This window comes from Pseudomonas sp. S5F11 (assembly GCF_019641515.1).
GTDB classification, from domain to species: domain Bacteria; phylum Pseudomonadota; class Gammaproteobacteria; order Pseudomonadales; family Pseudomonadaceae; genus Aquipseudomonas; species Aquipseudomonas rhodesiae.
This window is the reverse complement of sequence record NZ_JAIFJZ010000001.1, coordinates 4,906,497-4,922,397: the sequence shown is the minus strand read 5'-3', so window position 1 is coordinate 4,922,397 and position 15,901 is coordinate 4,906,497. Positions and strand designations below refer to the sequence as shown.

At 57.8% G+C, this 15,901-nt stretch carries 19 protein-coding genes; 3 read left to right on the top strand and 16 right to left on the bottom strand.

Features of this window, described 5'->3' with window-relative positions; translation table 11 throughout:
* Positions 1-11: 11 nt before the first annotated feature.
* The 12 genes from tolA to K1567_RS22165 all read right to left on the bottom strand — a co-directional run bounded on the left by tolA (position 12) and on the right by K1567_RS22165 (position 9,441).
* On the bottom strand, positions 12-1,085 hold the full coding sequence (gene tolA / locus K1567_RS22220) for a cell envelope integrity protein TolA (RefSeq protein WP_034100160.1): 1,074 nt from the start codon (positions 1,083-1,085) through the stop codon (positions 12-14).
* Positions 1,085-1,537 (bottom strand): protein TolR, encoded by a 453-nt coding sequence (tolR, locus tag K1567_RS22215; RefSeq protein WP_162276712.1) that lies wholly within the window; start codon positions 1,535-1,537, stop codon positions 1,085-1,087. Before tolR ends, tolA begins: the two co-directional genes overlap by 1 nt.
* Before the next feature lie 23 nt (positions 1,538-1,560).
* The gene (tolQ, locus tag K1567_RS22210; RefSeq protein WP_010208111.1) at positions 1,561-2,256 is read right to left on the bottom strand and encodes a protein TolQ; all 696 of its coding nucleotides are present in this window, start codon (positions 2,254-2,256) and stop codon (positions 1,561-1,563) included.
* A gap of 1 nt (position 2,257) precedes the next feature.
* On the bottom strand, positions 2,258-2,713 hold the full coding sequence (gene ybgC / locus K1567_RS22205; protein ID WP_034100165.1) for a tol-pal system-associated acyl-CoA thioesterase: 456 nt from the start codon (positions 2,711-2,713) through the stop codon (positions 2,258-2,260).
* Between the two features lie 139 nt (positions 2,714-2,852).
* Complete coding sequence (gene ruvB / locus K1567_RS22200) at positions 2,853-3,911, bottom strand: Holliday junction branch migration DNA helicase RuvB (protein ID WP_034100167.1); 1,059 nt, start codon at positions 3,909-3,911, stop codon at positions 2,853-2,855.
* Entirely contained in the window at positions 3,912-4,523 is a 612-nt protein-coding gene (ruvA, locus tag K1567_RS22195; protein ID WP_034100169.1) for a Holliday junction branch migration protein RuvA, read from the bottom strand.
* A gap of 67 nt (positions 4,524-4,590) precedes the next feature.
* Positions 4,591-5,115 (bottom strand): crossover junction endodeoxyribonuclease RuvC, encoded by a 525-nt coding sequence (gene ruvC, locus K1567_RS22190; protein WP_034100171.1) that lies wholly within the window; start codon positions 5,113-5,115, stop codon positions 4,591-4,593.
* 158 nt (positions 5,116-5,273) lie between these two features.
* Positions 5,274-6,020, bottom strand: coding sequence for a YebC/PmpR family DNA-binding transcriptional regulator (locus tag K1567_RS22185; RefSeq protein WP_220698860.1), 747 nt, complete (start codon positions 6,018-6,020; stop codon positions 5,274-5,276).
* A gap of 150 nt (positions 6,021-6,170) precedes the next feature.
* Positions 6,171-7,946 (bottom strand): aspartate--tRNA ligase, encoded by a 1,776-nt coding sequence (gene aspS, locus K1567_RS22180; protein WP_220698859.1) that lies wholly within the window; start codon positions 7,944-7,946, stop codon positions 6,171-6,173.
* A 108-nt stretch (positions 7,947-8,054) separates the two neighbouring features.
* A complete protein-coding gene (locus tag K1567_RS22175) occupies positions 8,055-8,276 on the bottom strand; it encodes an FmdB family zinc ribbon protein (RefSeq protein ID WP_003193872.1) in 222 nt (73 codons plus the stop codon).
* Positions 8,277-8,445: 169 nt separating this feature from the next.
* A complete protein-coding gene (locus K1567_RS22170; protein ID WP_034100178.1) occupies positions 8,446-8,787 on the bottom strand; it encodes a ribbon-helix-helix domain-containing protein in 342 nt (113 codons plus the stop codon).
* Positions 8,788-8,967: 180 nt separating this feature from the next.
* Positions 8,968-9,441 (bottom strand): Dps family protein, encoded by a 474-nt coding sequence (locus tag K1567_RS22165; protein WP_034100180.1) that lies wholly within the window; start codon positions 9,439-9,441, stop codon positions 8,968-8,970.
* Between the two features lie 400 nt (positions 9,442-9,841).
* Between K1567_RS22165 and K1567_RS27795 the strand changes: the two genes are divergently transcribed.
* A complete protein-coding gene (locus K1567_RS27795; protein WP_034100182.1) occupies positions 9,842-10,444 on the top strand; it encodes a cold-shock protein in 603 nt (200 codons plus the stop codon).
* A gap of 69 nt (positions 10,445-10,513) precedes the next feature.
* Here K1567_RS27795 and K1567_RS22155 read toward each other — a convergent pair whose 3' ends face one another.
* Positions 10,514-10,720 (bottom strand): SlyX family protein, encoded by a 207-nt coding sequence (locus K1567_RS22155; protein WP_034100184.1) that lies wholly within the window; start codon positions 10,718-10,720, stop codon positions 10,514-10,516.
* 3 nt (positions 10,721-10,723) lie between these two features.
* Positions 10,724-11,149: an HIT domain-containing protein gene (locus tag K1567_RS22150; RefSeq protein WP_047881985.1), complete on the bottom strand. Its 426-nt coding sequence runs from the start codon at positions 11,147-11,149 to the stop codon at positions 10,724-10,726.
* A gap of 746 nt (positions 11,150-11,895) precedes the next feature.
* Between K1567_RS22150 and K1567_RS22145 the strand changes: the two genes are divergently transcribed.
* A complete protein-coding gene (locus K1567_RS22145; protein WP_034100188.1) occupies positions 11,896-13,188 on the top strand; it encodes an OprD family porin in 1,293 nt (430 codons plus the stop codon).
* Between the two features lie 190 nt (positions 13,189-13,378).
* Here the strand turns inward: K1567_RS22145 and K1567_RS22140 are convergent, their stop codons facing one another.
* Positions 13,379-14,221, bottom strand: a complete 843-nt coding sequence (locus K1567_RS22140; RefSeq protein ID WP_034100190.1) for a mechanosensitive ion channel family protein — start codon at positions 14,219-14,221, stop codon at positions 13,379-13,381.
* A 122-nt stretch (positions 14,222-14,343) separates the two neighbouring features.
* Positions 14,344-14,829 carry a YajQ family cyclic di-GMP-binding protein gene (locus K1567_RS22135; protein ID WP_034100192.1) on the bottom strand — a complete coding sequence of 162 codons (486 nt, stop codon included), beginning with the start codon at positions 14,827-14,829 and terminating at the stop codon, positions 14,344-14,346.
* 123 nt (positions 14,830-14,952) lie between these two features.
* Here K1567_RS22135 and K1567_RS22130 point away from each other — a divergent pair, with 123 nt between their 5' ends.
* Positions 14,953-15,870: a putative 2-dehydropantoate 2-reductase gene (locus K1567_RS22130; protein WP_220698858.1), complete on the top strand. Its 918-nt coding sequence runs from the start codon at positions 14,953-14,955 to the stop codon at positions 15,868-15,870.
* The last annotated feature ends 31 nt before the right edge of the window (positions 15,871-15,901 follow it).

Here is a 15,901-nt window from a genome sequence, read left to right as displayed (position 1 = left end):
AAGAAGGTTTCTCACAAGGCTAGATCCTCAGGTGTGAATGTCATCTTGAATGAACGATAGGGAGCGAAGTCGCTTGGTTTCATTCCCTGCATCTCGGTCAACCGGCCAATGTTCTTGACCGCGGCAACCGCCGAACTGTCGAACGAACCGTCACCACTGGACTTGGCTACGCTGACCGAAGTCACCGTACCGTCCGGCAACATGCCGATCTGCAGCACTACTGTCATGCCTTTGCGTGCCGAAGGTGGACGTGTCCAGCCTTCCGCCGCCCGCGCCCGAATCAGGTCGTCGAAACTGCCCGCGACTTCATCGCCACGCTCATCGGCCAAGGCTTGCTGACGCTGCGGCGTGTCGGAAAGCAAATCTGCCAAGGCCTGGGCCTTTTTCTCTTCGGCGGATTTACGCGCTGCTTCCTGAGCCTTTTTCTTCTGGGCATCGGCGGCAGCTTTCTTCTTCGCGTCGTCGGCGACTTTCTTCTTCGCCTCGTCTGCTTCAGCTTTTTTCTTGGCGTCTTCGGCGGCTTTCTTCTTCGCGTCCTCGACTATCTTCTTCTTAGCTTCCTCAGCGGCCTTTTTCTTGGCCTCTTCTTCGGCAGCTTTTTTGGCTTCTTCTTCAGATTTCTTCTTGGCTATATCAGCCAATTGTTTCTCTTCAGCCTTTTTAGCTTCGGCAGCTTTCTCGGCTTTCTTGGCTTCATCAGCCTTTTTCGCCTCGTCGGCCTTCTTGGCTTCGTCAGCCTTTTTCGATTCCTCGGCCTTTTGAGCCGCCTCTTCTTTCTTTTGTTCCGCAGCAGCCTTCACCGCTTCCTGCTCGACCTTCTTCTGTTCCATCTGCTCGACTTCAGTCTGGCGCGCAGCCGACTTCTGAGCCTCACCCGCAATCTTCTGATTGGTCTGGGTAGTGGCCTGACTTTTCGATTTCAGCTGATACAGGGTCGCCTGCACGATCGGCTTGGCTGGCGGCAGGTCCGGGGTCATGGCAAAGCTGACGAACAACATGCCAAACACCAGCACATGCAGGGCAATCGCCCAAACGCTAGGCCAGAAGTAGCTTTCCGAGGCGGACGGCTCTCGCTGTTGGTGCATCAGGGCGCCTCGGTAATCAAGCCAACATTACCGACGCCGGCCTTCTGCAGCCCGCCCATGGCACCCATGACGGAGCCATAGTCGACTGCTTTGTCACCGCGGATGAATACTTGGGTGTGCTTGCCACCTTCGTTACCGGCGCGAATGATCTTGGTCACCGCATCGGTCATCGCCGGCAACGTCAGGGCCTTGTCCTGTTGCTTCTGAGTGTCGACTTCGCTGCCAAGGTTCCAGTAATAGGTCTTGTCGGACTTGATCGAAATGGTCAGCACCTGAGTGTTGTTGTCTTGCGGCAAGGCTTCGCTGGAAACCTTGGGCAGATCAACCTTCACACCCTGGTTGAGCATCGGCGCGGTCACCATGAAGATCACCAGCAGCACCAGCATCACGTCGATGTAAGGCACTACGTTCATCTCGGCGACCGGCTTGCGCTTGGTTCGAGCTCGAGTGATTAAAGCCATCGGGAGGTACCTGCTTATTCTTCGCTGGTGTGCACTTTACGGTGCAGGATCGCCTGGAATTCATCGGCGAAGGTGTAGTAACGGCCAATCAGGTTCTCGCCGCGTGCGGCAAAGCGGTTATAGGCGATCACCGCAGGGATGGCGGCAAACAGACCGATCGCAGTGGCGATCAGGGCTTCGGCGATACCGGGAGCCACGGTGGCCAGGGTCGCTTGCTGAGCCTGGGCCAGACCACGGAAGGAGTTCATGATCCCCCACACCGTACCGAACAGGCCGATATACGGGCTGACGGAGCCAACGGTGGCAAGAAAAGGCAGGCTCTGCTCAAGCTTCTCTTCTTCGCGGGAAATGGCGACGCGCATGGCGCGGGCCACGCCTTCCATCACCGCTTCCGGGTCTACACCAGGCTGCTGGCGCAGACGGGAGAATTCCTTGAAGCCGGCACGGAAGATCTGCTCCACACCCGAATCCGGGTCCGGATTGCTGCCGGCCTGGCGATAGAGCTTGGACAGGTCGATACCCGACCAGAAGCGCTCTTCAAAGCTCTCCAGGGCACGTCGACCGGCACGCAGCAGGTTGCTGCGCTGAAAAATCATGACCCAAGAGGTAACCGATGCGGCTACCAGGGTCAGCATGACCAGTTGAACCACAACACTGGCATTGCTGACCAGGCTCCACATGGAGGAATGGTCGACGACGGTAGGTTCCACGCTAAATCTCCTGCTTTGATTGTTTACCCGCGCCGCTCACGGCGGCAAAGGCCACACGTAGAGTTTCGGGAATGGCCCGAGGTTTCAAACTGTTGGTGCGTACACACGCCACCAAAAACTGCCCCTCACAGAGCAGCGTTGCATCCGTTGCCCGCCTGACCTGCTGTTTGAAGCGCAGGCTGGCACGGTTCAATTCGATGACTTCAGCGCTAACCAGCAGTTCATCATCCAGTCGCGCCGGGGCGTGATAACGCGCCTCGCTGGAATGCACGACGAATAACAGGTCCTCCCCTGCCAGCTGGGATTGGGCAAAGCCCAGCTCCCGTAGCCGCTCGGTTCGAGCCCGCTCCATGAACTTAAGGTAATTGACGTAATAAACGATGCCGCCGGCATCGGTGTCCTCGTAATAAACGCGACAGCGATGTGCGAACGACTGATCCCCGTTTTGCGCGCGCATACTCTAGTGCTTACTCCTGAGGTTGCCAATCCGGCCAGGCAACTGTTTTTTCATTCTCTGAAACATTTTCACTGACAGAATGACGACGCCAGTCACTGGGACAGCACAAACCTCGAATAAATCGTCGAGCCAAGCGCTTTTAATCGTCCACTGCATCGAGGAATTCGTCTACTACGGGCATTTCGCCCAATCGTGACGGAATGTTTAATCCAAAATGCAGATAAGCATGACGCGTCACCACCCGCCCCCTTGGCGTGCGCATGATATAGCCCTGCTGGATCAGGTACGGTTCAAGCACATCCTCGATGGTATGGCGCTCCTCGCTGATGGCAGCGGCCAGGCTGTCCACGCCTACCGGGCCACCGTCGAACTTCTCGATCATGGTCAAGAGTAGACGCCGATCCTGATGATCGAAGCCATGTTCGTCCACATCCAGCAGGTTGAGCGCCAGGTCAGCCACCGCCTTGGTAATGTGCCCCTTGGCGCGCACTTCGGCGAAGTCACGCACACGACGCAGCAAACGGTTGGCGATACGCGGTGTGCCCCGGGCACGCCGCGCGATTTCAAACGAGCCTTCAGGGTCCAGCGGCAAGCCAAGGATGCTCGCCGAACGACTGACGATCGTGGCCAGATCCGCCGTGCTATAGAACTCCAGACGTTGAACAATCCCAAAACGGTCTCGCAGCGGATTGGTCAGCATCCCCGCTCGCGTGGTGGCGCCCACCAGAGTGAACGGCGGCAAATCGAGCTTGATCGAGCGAGCCGCCGGGCCTTCGCCAATCATGATGTCGAGTTGGAAATCCTCCATTGCCGGGTAAAGTACTTCCTCGACGATCGGCGAAAGCCGGTGGATTTCGTCGATAAACAGCACATCATGCGGCTCTAGGTTGGTCAACAACGCTGCCAGATCACCGGGACGTTCCAGCACCGGACCGGAGGTGGACTTAATAGACACCCCCATTTCCTGGGCAATGATGTTGGCCAGGGTGGTCTTGCCCAGCCCCGGCGGACCGAAGATCAACGTGTGGTCCAGGGACTCACTGCGCCCGCGCGCCGCCTGGATGAACAGCTCCATCTGCTCGCGCACGGTGGGCTGGCCGATGTATTCAGCCAGGCTCAGGGGGCGGATGGCCCGGTCCTGGATTTCTTCACGGTCGCGCGGGCCGGTGGCCGCGATCAGACGATCAGCTTCAATCACTTAAATCATTCCCTTCAGGGCGCGGCGGATCATGTCTTCACTGCTCAGGTTCTTATCCTTGATGGCCGATACCGCTTTGCTCGCTTCCTGGGGTTTGTAGCCCAAGGAAATCAACGCGCTGACTGCATCGCTTTCGGCGCTGGCAACCTGGGACGCCGGCATATCAGGCTGGTTCGGCACCAAGGCAAACATGCTCGGCACCACTTCCCAGGCTTTGAAGCGGTCCTTGAGTTCCACCAGCAAGCGCTCGGCGGTCTTTTTGCCGACGCCTGGCACCTTGGTCAGGGCCGAGGTGTCCTGCGCCGAGACGGCACGCACCAGTTCATCCACCTCCAGGCTCGACATCAAGGCCAGCGCCAGTTTCGGTCCCACGCCATTGAGGCGGATCAGTTCGCGGAAGAAGTCACGGTCGCGCTTGCCAATGAAACCATAGAGCAATTGCGCGTCTTCGCGCACCACCAGATGGGTATGCAGCGTGAGCGGCTCGCCGACCGACGGCAGGCGATACAGAGTGGTCATGGGCACTTCCAGCTCATAGCCCAGCCCGTTGACATCCAAAATAAGGTGCGGCGGCTGTTTTTCAGCCAGGGTGCCGCGCAAACGTCCAATCACGGTACAGATCCTTAACACTTAGGGTCAGATCAAAGCCTGACCGGAAATCACGATTGCGCTGATGCTATCAGAGACGCAGGCGACCGCCACGACTGCGTGCCGTACCCAGGCCATGAGGCAGCAGGCTGGAACGGGTGTGCGCATGGCAGATGGCAATGGCCAGGGCGTCGGAGGCGTCGATTTGCGGTTTAGCCGTGAGTTTGAGCATGTGCATGACCATCATCTGCACCTGCTCTTTATTGGCACCACCAGTACCGACCACAGCCTGCTTGACTTGGGTCGCGGTGTATTCGGCGATCTCCATGCCCTCCTCCGCGCCAGCAACAATGGCCGCACCACGGGCCTGGCCGAGTTTGAGCGCCGAGTCGGCGTTCTTGGCCATAAACACTTTTTCGATACCCATGGTCACCGGCCCGTAGGTCTGGATCACTTCACGCACGCCGCGATAGACGATCTGCAAGCGCTCGGCCAACTCCCCCGAACCGGTACGAATACAACCCGACGCGACGTAGACGCAGCCACGCGGAGTCTGCTGCACCACGCCAAAACCGGTGATGCGCGAACCGGGGTCGATACCTAGGATTAAAGTCATAACGCCTGCGGGTTGGGTTAAACACATTTTTTGATACAGGGAAGATTCAATGTGGGAGGGGGCTTGCCCCCGATTGCAGAGTATCAGTCGCCACATACAGCGACTGATACACCGCTATCGGGGACAAGCCCCCTCCCACAATTAATCCACATCGTGCTTCAGCCTAGCTGTTCGGCCACTGACTCTGGAATATCGGCATTCGAATAGACGTTTTGTACATCGTCCAGATCTTCAAGCATATCCAGCAGCTTCAACACTTTCTGCGCGCCTTCCAGGTCCAATTCGGCACTGGTCGTCGGCAGCATCACGATTTCTGCGTCGGTGCCTTTGAAGCCGGCAACTTCCAACGCATTGCGCACAGCGTAGAAACTGGCAAACGAGGTGAAAACATCAATGGAACCGTCGTCGTTGGTGACCACGTCGTCGGCATCCGCCTCCATCGCCGCTTCCATCAGCGCGTCTTCATCGGTGCCCGGCGCGAAGGTGATCTGCCCCTTGCGCTCGAACAGGTACGCCACCGACCCGTCAGTACCGAGGTTGCCACCGCACTTGCTGAACGCATGGCGCACGGCAGCCGCGGTGCGGTTACGGTTATCGGTCATGCACTCGACCATCACCGCCACGCCGCCCGGGCCGTAGCCTTCGTAGGTCAGCTCGACCATGTCGTCGGTATCGGCAGCACCGGCACCACGGGCCACGGCGCGATCAATAATGTCGCGGCTCATATTGGCGCCCAGCGCCTTATCCAACGCCAGGCGCAGACGCGGGTTGGAGCCCGGATCACCGCCGCCCTGACGGGCAGCGACGGTCAATTCGCGAATCCACTTGGTGAAGATCTTGCCTTTCTTGGCATCCTGACGCTCTTTGCGGTGCTTGATGTTCGCCCACTTGGAATGGCCAGCCATAACACAACTCCGAATTCTCTAGAAACCTGATCAATCCCGCCCCAGGCCGGACCTTTCTCTTTAAAAACACAACCCTTGTAACGCAAAGGCGCATCCGAAGATGCGCCTTTTTAGACCGCGTAAACCTCAGTGCGCTTTCACGCAGCGGCTTTACTCAGCCTTCGGCGTCTCGCGCAGGCGGATATGCAGCTCGCGCAATGCCTTGGCATCCACTACGCCCGGCGCCTGGGTCATGACGTCCGCGGCACTCTGGGTTTTCGGGAAGGCGATCACTTCACGGATCGACTGGGCACCGGTCATCAGCATCACCAGACGGTCCAGACCGAAGGCCAGGCCACCGTGGGGCGGGGCCCCGTACTTCAAGGCGTCGAGCAGGAAGCCGAATTTCTCTTCCTGCTCCGTCTCATCAATGCCCAGCAGACGGAAGACCGCTTGCTGCATCTCTTTACGGTGGATACGGATCGAACCGCCACCCAGCTCAGTGCCGTTGAGCACCATGTCGTAAGCGCGCGACAGTGCGCCCGCCGGGTTGGCCTCCAACTCGGCCGGGGAGCATTTCGGCGCGGTGAACGGGTGGTGCAAGGCGCTGAAGCTGCCGTCGTCGTTCTCTTCGAACATCGGGAAGTCAACGACCCACATCGGCGCCCATTCGCAGGTCAGCAGGTTCAGGTCGTGGCCCAGCTTGATCCGCAGCGCGCCCAGCGCTTCGCTGACGATCTTGGCCTTGTCGGCACCGAAGAACACGATGTCGCCATCGACCGCACCCACGCGATCGAGGATCACGTTCAGGTTGGCTTCCGGGATGTTCTTCACGATGGGCGATTGCAGGCCATCAACGCCGTTGGCGCGCTCGTTGACCTTGATGTACGCCAGGCCCTTGGCACCGTAGATGCCGACGAACTTGGTGTAGTCGTCGATCTGCTTGCGCGGCATGCTCGCGCCGCCAGGCACGCGCAGGGCAGCGATGCGGCATTTAGGGTCGTTGGCCGGGCCGCTGAACACCTTGAAGTCGACTTCTTTCAGCTGATCGGCCACGTCCACCAGTTCCAGCGGGTTACGCAGGTCTGGTTTGTCGGAACCGTAGCGACGCATGGCTTCTTCGAAGGTCATGTGCGGGAATTCGCCGAATTCCAGGCCCAATACTTCTTTGAACAGGTTGCGGATCATCTGCTCGGTCAGGCCCATGATCTCTTTTTCATCGAGGAAACTGGTCTCGATGTCGATCTGGGTGAATTCCGGCTGACGGTCGGCGCGCAGGTCTTCGTCGCGGAAGCACTTGGCGATCTGGTAGTAACGGTCGAAGCCGGCCACCATCAGCAACTGTTTGAACAACTGCGGCGATTGCGGCAGGGCAAAGAAGCTACCGGCGTGGGTGCGGCTAGGCACCAGGTAGTCACGCGCGCCTTCCGGGGTGGCCCGGGTCAGGATCGGCGTTTCAACGTCGAGGAAGCCGTTCTCGTCGAGGAAGCGACGGATGCTGGTGGTCATGCGCGAGCGCAGACGCAGCTTCTCGGCCATTTCCGGACGACGCAGGTCCAGGAAGCGGTAGCGCAGGCGGGTTTCTTCGCCGACGTCGGAGTATTCGTTGAGTGGGAACGGCGGGGTTTCCGACTCGTTCAACACTTCCAGTTCGTAGCCCAACACCTCGATACCGCCGGAGGCCATGTTCTTGTTCACGGCACCTGCCGGACGCAGCCGCACCTTGCCGGTGATCTTCACCACGTACTCACTGCGCACGCGGTCGGCGGCGGCAAAGCTCTCGGCGCGGTCCGGGTCGAACACCACTTGGGCCAGACCGTCACGATCACGGATATCGAGGAAGATCACCCCGCCGTGGTCGCGGCGACGGTGAACCCATCCGCAAAGGGTAATTTCCTGACCTTCCAGGGTCTCGTTCAGTTGGCCGCAATAGTGGCTGCGCATCATGGTCGTGGTTTCACTTCTCGTAATTCGAAATTCGGTGGAGGCCTGCCTCGTCACCGTTCATATAAGCCAGGTGACGGATAATGCAGGAGCCTGCGCGTAGAGTTCAACTCAGTCTGCTTTGTCGCCGCCCGCCAGATTCTTCTTGGCGCCGGTCTTGAAATCGGTCTCGTACCAGCCGCTGCCACTGAGGCGAAAGCCCGGCATGGACAACATCTTCTTGAGTTCAGGAGCCTGACAGGCCGGGCAATCGACCAACGGCGCGGCGCTGATCTTCTGGATGGCTTCCAACTGATGACCACAGGAAGCACATTGATAGTCGTACATGGGCATGGCGATGTCTCGGCGAACAGATCGTTACTGCGCCACGCCTGCCCGAAGGGTAAGCCCCGGCCTGCGCAGCAAAGCGCGGGATTATATCTGGTAAATCGAGCCAGCGCAGCCGGCTTTCTGCCCGGGAGCCAGCCCGCCAACACAGCGAGCCGACCCTGGGCACCTTTGTTTACTCCGGGTCGGGCGCAGCCGTACGGCCTTTTAACAGGTGAACCACGCACACCACCCTGACCAGACCACTGAAGTTTTTCACACCTCCATAACGCAAGTGCACTTCCCGATCGACGTAAGACAGTAACGCACTGACTGAACAGGCGTTGATCCTGGCGATTTCCGTAAGGATATTCCAATAGATCTGCTCAAGCCGCAGGCACGTCGAAAACCCGTTGAGCCTGACTGATCGGGACAATGGCCTTGCCAACCCCATATCGAACCCTTTGGCAAAGGGATCGATCTTTATCTGATGAAAGCCACAGGATTCCATGACTCCATTACTCACTGCGCGTGACATACACCTGACACTCCATTGCCAAACAGCAGCCCATGGGTCGCTCCCATTGGACAGTGGGCTTATCAAACAGCAGGAAGCGCGGGCTCAGCCAGAAGACAGGGAGTTGATACCTGTAGGACAACGCCAGGAAGCGTGCAGAAACGAGCGAGCGACGCCAGGACGGCGCCGCTCAGACTCGACTTACTTGGCTTCGAGCAGGGAACGCAACATCCACGCGGTCTTTTCGTGGACCTGCATACGTTGGGTCAACAGATCCGCAGTCGGCTCATCGCTGACTTTGTCGAGCAACGGAAAGATGCCGCGGGCAGTACGCGTAACGGCCTCCTGGCCCGCCACCAGTTGCTGGATCATCTCTTCGGCGCTCGGCACGCCCTCCTCCTCCTTGATCGAAGAAAGACGAGCGTAGATCGAATAAGCGCCCGGCGCCGGGAAGCCCAATGCGCGGATACGCTCGGCAATGGAGTCCACCGCCAGCGCCAGCTCGTTGTACTGTTCCTCAAACATCAGGTGCAGCGTTCGAAACATGGGGCCCGTAACGTTCCAGTGGAAGTTGTGGGTCTTCAAGTACAGTACATAGGTATCGGAAAGCAGCCGCGAAAGCCCATCGACGATGGATTTACGATCTTCTTCACTGATACCGATATCGATTGCCATGTTTATCCCCTTCAATTGACAAGCATTCATTGATCAGGTGCAACACCACTCTAGCAAGCGCACAGGTGACGCGCAGCGAGCGAGGTGCGACAAATCGCCCTTGAGTGGTAATTCGCCAATCAAGGTAGGAAATATCCTAAAAAGCCATTCCAAAACAAGCACACCTGTCTAGGACAAGCGTTTGCCAAGGAAATGCCCCGCCCCTTGCAACACCCCGAAATGCTTGATTTGAGAAGGCACGGCCTTTGCTGTTAAATAGGCAGCGTGTCGCCATCGTTAATGTCTGCGATGGCCGGCATAGGCTGATACCCGCGCACGTGCCCAACGCCTCCCATTGTTCAGAAGCGAACCGTGCCAGTCAGCTCTTCCTAGTGATCCGTCTTAACGTGAGTTAATCAAAATGTTGAAAATCGTCCACCTGCTAACGGGCGTTGCAGCTTTGCTGCTGTCCTTTATACCGAGCCTGCAACCAGAGAGCCTGCCGTACCTGCAACAACACGACGCGCTGTACCTGGCACTGTTCGGCCTTCTTAACCTGACGTTGGCACCCGTGGTCCCTTACTGGAACAAGGGCACTCGTCATCAACTGCAAAACCTGGTCAGCGCGCTGTTGGTTCTGACCGTTGTCGTACAAACCCTCACCCTCCTGGCACCCATGCCTGAAGTGGGCGGCCACCCGGCCATCCTGCTCAGCCTGGTCATTGCTGTGGTCGCCATCGCTCTTCATCTGGCCATCAGCTTCTACCGTGCATCTCCGGCGGCCGCGTCGCAAACCTACGACATGACCAATCGGGATACCGGTACCGTCAAGTGGTTCAACACCTCCAAAGGCTTCGGCTTTATTTCCCGCGATTCGGGCGACGACATCTTCGTCCACTTCCGGGCCATTCGCGGCGAAGGCCATCGCGTCCTGGTGGAAGGCCAGCGCGTGGAGTTCTCCGTAATGAATCGCGACAAAGGCTTGCAAGCCGAAGACGTGATCGCTGCACTGCCGCGCCGCTGACTCCAGCCCTGGCAGCAAAAAAAACCGCGATCCAGCCTGGCTGAGTCGCGGTTTTTTCATGGCCCCTCTTTAATAGTGAGGCGGTGGCGCTTCCTCTTCGGACGTTTCGAACTGGCCGCCCATCTCTTCCTGACGCTTGAGCAGCGCGGCTATCTGCAGCTGCAGACGCTCGACCGCGCGTTGCTGGGTGACCAGGATGTCGTTAAGGGTCTCGATGGTGTCATCCTGAAAGGCCAGGCGGCTTTCCAGGTCGGTAACACGGTCTTGCAAGTCCATGATTCAGTCCTGGGCAAAATTGAAATCGGCAGGCAGCAGCTCGCGCAGACGCGCACGCAAGGCCACCACCTGTTCTTCCGTATAAGGACGAGCCGGATGCTTGCCCCATACCGGAGCAGGCCAGGCGGTGTCGTCGCGTTTGCGCACGATCACATGCACATGCAACTGGCTGACGACGTTACCCAGCGCGCCGATATTCATTTTATCCGCGCCCAGACCATCGTTGAGCAACTGCGCCAGACCGGTCGTCTCTTCCCAGAGCTTTTGTTGATCTGCGACATCCAGGTGAAACACCTCGCTGATACCGTTGATGCGTGGGACCAGGATAAACCAGGGGTAGTTCGAGTCATTGGACAGCAGCAGGCGGCATAACGGGAAGTCCCCGATGACCAGTGTGTCTTGTTGCAGGCGTTGATCTAGGGCGAACACCGCGGGCACTCCATTCGGCAAGTCAGAATCAGGCCCCAGCATACCTTCGAATGCCGGCCGCTTCACAACGATTGAAGATAAGCCCGCGAGGCAGCCGGCTAAAAAACCTGCACCCTTTCGATGCAGGTAAATATTTGAGCTACGCTAGAACGGGCCCTGCCGAGACGCACCAAAATGACCCACCCGTGCCTCAAAGGGATCCGCCGATTACCCACTTATCGGGGTGAACCGGTAACGCTTCACACATGAACGGATTTTTTACACCTGGCAACAGGCATTCCACAGAGAGGTCAAGCCCTAACCAAACGGCGTAAAAAGCCTGTGTTTATGCGGTTTTTACAGCTACGGAACTTTTTTCACGAAAAAATGACATTGGGTTACCGCTTTGAGCACGCTTGTTGCATTCACACCCACATCGTCGGCAACGGCACGGGTTCGGAGACCGGTGTTTCGCGATAAAAAACAACAGCGAGTCAGTACAAGGCAAGGATGCATTCGAACTTCGAAGGGAGTTTTGAAACAGTACTGAAGTTGTCAGTCCAGATACATTTTGGGCTGTGAATTTGCGACATGGAGCTAGCAATTTACGACAGCCTCGTAAAGAAGCTGAAAGGAAAGATGGGTAAGTATCGTCAATAGGGTCTGCGTGATATAACTTTGCGCCGACACAAAAAAGAAAGAGCCGCCCAGATAAAAATACAGGTGGGACGGCAGTACTCTTCCGAAAACCAAAGGAGCAAATCACGATGCGCGTGATGAAGTGGAGCATGATCGCACTGGCTGTTTCAGCCGGTACCTCGCAGTTCGCAATGGCGTCCGCCCAGGACGATTCCAAGGGTTTTATCGAAGACAGTACAGCAAGCATTCTGACGCGTGCTTTGTACTTCAGCCGTGACCGCCGTAACCACGATGCTGAGCAAAGCCGTATCGAAGAAACGGGTCTGGGCTTCCATGGTCTGTTCAGCTCAGGCTACACCCAAGGCACCATCGGTGTTGGTGTTGATGTCATCGGCCTGCTGGGCGTCAAGCTCGATAGCGGCAAAGGTCGTGCAGGTACCGGCCTTTTCCCAGAAGGGTCCGACGGTCGTTCGCAAGATGACTACTCCAAAGCCGGCGCTGCCGTGAAATTCCGTATTTCCAACACCGTCCTGAAGGTTGGTGATCAATACACTACCGCCCCAGTATTCGCCTCCGATGACAGCCGCCTGCTGCCGGAACTGCCGCAGGGCGTTTCCATCACCAGCAACGAAATCAAAGATCTGAAACTGGAAGCCGGTCATTTCACCTCGATCGTTGCGCAGGATCAAACCTATCGCGACAGTATCGCCAGCTCTGAACCAGGCTCGAAACGCGGCCTGCGCGATGCCAACTTCTTGGGCGGCGTGTACTCTTGGACCCCTGAGGTCACCACCAGCCTCTACTACTCCAAAGTGGAAGACTATTGGAAGAAGATCTACGCCAACGTGAACTGGACCCACGCGCTCAGCGACGACCAGTCCGTGGCTGTCGACTTCAACATCTACGACACCAAGAGCGACGGCGCCGGCCTGGTACGTGCTGACAAAGACAGCACCACCAAGCTCGACAACCGTGCGTTCAGCCTGCAAGGCGCGTACACCATTGGCGCTCACACCTTCACCCTGGCAGCACAGAAGGTCAGCGGCGACGGCCAGTACGGTTACGGCGTAGACGGCGGCGGCACGATTTTCCTGGCCAACTCCATCGCCCGTTCCGACTTCAACGCTGAAGACGAGAAGTCCTACCAGGCTCGCTATGACCTGAACATGGCGACCTTTGGCATCCCAGGCCTGAGTTTCATGACTCGTTATGTGAAAGGTACTGGCGCCAACACCTCGACCACTAACAATGGTAAAGAGTGGGAACGCGATATCGAAGCCAAATACGTGATCCAGAGCGGTCCAGCCAAAGACCTGAGCCTGCGCGTACGTCAAGCGACCTATCGCTCGTCTGATCAGGTTTACTCGGGCTCTCTCGACGAACTGCGTCTGATCGCGCAATACCCGCTGAACATCTTGTAATTGTCGGTTTAATTACAACGATGACTTAAGGCCTCGGCCGTAAAATAGAAAGCCGGCCTTCTGTTTCCAGAAGGCCGGCTTTTTTTTGCAAAATTATTACATCGGAAAAATAACTAGCAAGCTAACTAACGAGATTAAGGTGAGACGTTTAACCTGACCGAATGGCCAAGTTAAACTTTCGCTCTTTTTATTACTTCGGCGCCGCTTCCTGCATTACACGAATAACCCGCTGCGGAAATGGAATATCAATCCCCGCCGCTTTCAAACGGTCACGTGCGAATTCATTGAGCATAAACATCACATCCCAATAATCCGCCGTTTTAGTCCAGCAGCGCAGCGAAACGGTGATCGAGCTATCCCCCAAGGTGGAAACCACGGCTACAGCGGCTGGGTCTTCCAGTACGCGTGGGTCCTTGGCCAGCTCCAGCAGAACGTCGCGGGCTTTCTGCAGGTCGGCTTCATAGTCCACACCGACGTCGAACACCACCTTGCGGGTCGGTTGACGGTTGGTGTTGGTGATGATCCCGTTGGACAGGATGCCATTCGGCACGATGACAGTTTTGTTGTCGCCCGTACGCAGCACCGTGTGGAAAATCTGAATGCTGTCGACGGTGCCAGAGGTACCTTGGGCTTCGATCCAGTCGCCGATGCGGAACGGGCGGAACAGCAGAATCAGCACCCCACCGGCAAAGTTCGCCAGGCTGCCTTGCAACGCCAGACCAATGGCCAGGGTGGCGGCACCAATAGCGGCAACGAAGGAGGTGGTTTCTACACCGATCATCGAGGCCACGCTGACAATCAGCATCACCTTGAGCACGATGTTCGCCAGGCTGGTGATGAAATGCTGCAACGCCAGGTCAGCGTTGCGTACCGCCAGCAAACGGCCCACGCGATGGGTCAATTTATTGATCAGCCACCAGCCGATGGCCAGGGTGATAACGGCGAGCAGAACCCGGCTGCCGTATTCCATGATCATCGGGATCCAGGACTGGGAAGTCTTGACCAGACGATCCACTTCAGCGTTCAAGTCCATTGCTGTTCTCCTATTTATGGACGGTCGGCGCTTAAAGCAATTGAGCCCCGTAGGGCTCAAGAGTAGGCGCAATTATTGGGGGGTGGGACGTCCAAAACGCCCTTGGGTTCCCCAGGCAGCCATCAGTCGCGGAAGTTATTGAACTGCAGCGGCATGTCGAAGGACTTGGCGCGCAGGGCCGCGATGGCCTCTTGCAGGTCGTCACGCTTCTTACCGGTGACGCGTACCTGCTCGCCCTGGATGGCGGCCTGGACCTTGAGCTTGGCGTCCTTGATATGCGCGACGATTTTCTTCGCCAGCTCCTTGTCGATACCTTCTTTGAGGATGACTTCCTGCTTCATCAGCTTGCCAGAGGCGTAGGCGTCCTTGATTTCCAGGCACTGCGCGTCGATCTTGCGTTTGACCAGGGACAGCTTGAGGATCTCGATCATCGCTTCCAGCTGGAAATCGGCTTCAGCGGTCAGGTTGACGGTCAGTTCCTTTTCCTTGAATTCGAAGCTGCCCTTGCCCTTCAGGTCATAGCGACGGTCCAGCTCCTTGACGGCGTTCTCGACGGCGTTGGTGACTTCGTGTTTGTCCAGTTCAGATACCACGTCGAACGAAGGCATGTGATTTCTCCAATATAAGGGGCGGGTTCAGTAGAGATGGAGCGCGCCCGAGCTAAAATGCCGGGGCATTATAGCGGTTCTTTCGTCCCGTTCACTGTGAGCGACCTTGCGGAGTACAAACTGATGTCGACCACCTGGCATATTCTCGGCGCCGGCAGCCTGGGCACACTCTGGGCCACACGGCTGGCGCGCGCGGGCGTGCCTGTGCGCTTGATCCTGCGCGACGAGACGCGCCTGGCCAGTTATCAGGCGGGCAACGGGCTGACCCTGGTGGAGCATGGTGAAGCACATACCTACCCGGTGATTGGTGAAACGCCCGACAGCTCGACGCCGATCCATCGCCTTCTGGTGGCGTGCAAAGCCTACGACGCCCAAGCGGCAATCGCACAGCTGCAACCGCGCCTGGTACCGGATGCCGAGTTGATTCTGCTGCAGAATGGCCTGGGCAGTCAGGACGCGGTGGCCGCGCAGTTGCCCCTGGCGCGTTGCATCTTTGCCTCCAGCACCGAGGGTGCTTTCCGCGACGGCGACTGGCGCGTGGTATTCGCCGGCCATGGTTACACCTGGCTGGGAGACGCCCGCCACCCGACGCCCCCGCTCTGGCTGGATGACCTGCACATCGCCGGCATCCCCCACGCCTGGAGCACCGATATCCTGACGCGCCTGTGGCGCAAGCTGGCGCTCAACTGCGCGATCAACCCACTGACCGTGCTTTACCAATGCCGTAACGGCGGCCTGCAAAACCATCGCTGTGAAGTGGCAACCTTGTGCAGGGAGTTGAGCGAACTGCTGAAATGCGCTGGCCAGCCTGCCGCAGCCCTGGATTTACAGGATGAAGTGGAGCGGGTGATTCACGCCACTGCCGCCAATTATTCGTCCATGTATCAGGACGTCGCCAATGCCCGACGCACCGAAATCAGCTATCTGTTGGGCTATGCTTGCCAGGCGGCAGCCCGTCATCAATTGAACCTTCCTCACTTGCAGCAGTTGTACGAGCGTCTGGTCGACGAGCTGCGCGCGCGCGGATTGCCCCGCGACTGAACCACGCGCTACCCTGCCCGCCTGTCTATCT

Excerpts from the sequence above, each read along its gene's own strand:
- tolA (WP_034100160.1), bottom strand. The coding sequence starts at position 1,085 with ATGCACCAACAGCGAGAGCCGTCCGCCTCGGAAAGCTACTTCTGGCCT.
- ybgC (WP_034100165.1), bottom strand. The coding sequence starts at position 2,713 with ATGCGCGCGCAAAACGGGGATCAGTCGTTCGCACATCGCTGTCGCGTT.
- ruvC (WP_034100171.1), bottom strand. The coding sequence starts at position 5,115 with ATGACTTTAATCCTAGGTATCGACCCCGGTTCGCGCATCACCGGTTTT.
- K1567_RS22185 (WP_220698860.1), bottom strand. The coding sequence starts at position 6,020 with ATGGCTGGCCATTCCAAGTGGGCGAACATCAAGCACCGCAAAGAGCGT.
- aspS (WP_220698859.1), bottom strand. The coding sequence starts at position 7,946 with ATGATGCGCAGCCACTATTGCGGCCAACTGAACGAGACCCTGGAAGGT.
- K1567_RS22175 (WP_003193872.1), bottom strand. The coding sequence starts at position 8,276 with ATGCCCATGTACGACTATCAATGTGCTTCCTGTGGTCATCAGTTGGAA.
- K1567_RS22170 (WP_034100178.1), bottom strand. The coding sequence starts at position 8,787 with ATGTCACGCGCAGTGAGTAATGGAGTCATGGAATCCTGTGGCTTTCAT.
- K1567_RS22165 (WP_034100180.1), bottom strand. The coding sequence starts at position 9,441 with ATGGCAATCGATATCGGTATCAGTGAAGAAGATCGTAAATCCATCGTC.
- K1567_RS27795 (WP_034100182.1), top strand. The coding sequence starts at position 9,842 with ATGTTGAAAATCGTCCACCTGCTAACGGGCGTTGCAGCTTTGCTGCTG.
- K1567_RS22155 (WP_034100184.1), bottom strand. The coding sequence starts at position 10,720 with ATGGACTTGCAAGACCGTGTTACCGACCTGGAAAGCCGCCTGGCCTTT.
- K1567_RS22145 (WP_034100188.1), top strand. The coding sequence starts at position 11,896 with ATGCGCGTGATGAAGTGGAGCATGATCGCACTGGCTGTTTCAGCCGGT.
- K1567_RS22140 (WP_034100190.1), bottom strand. The coding sequence starts at position 14,221 with ATGGACTTGAACGCTGAAGTGGATCGTCTGGTCAAGACTTCCCAGTCC.
- K1567_RS22135 (WP_034100192.1), bottom strand. The coding sequence starts at position 14,829 with ATGCCTTCGTTCGACGTGGTATCTGAACTGGACAAACACGAAGTCACC.
- K1567_RS22130 (WP_220698858.1), top strand. The coding sequence starts at position 14,953 with ATGTCGACCACCTGGCATATTCTCGGCGCCGGCAGCCTGGGCACACTC.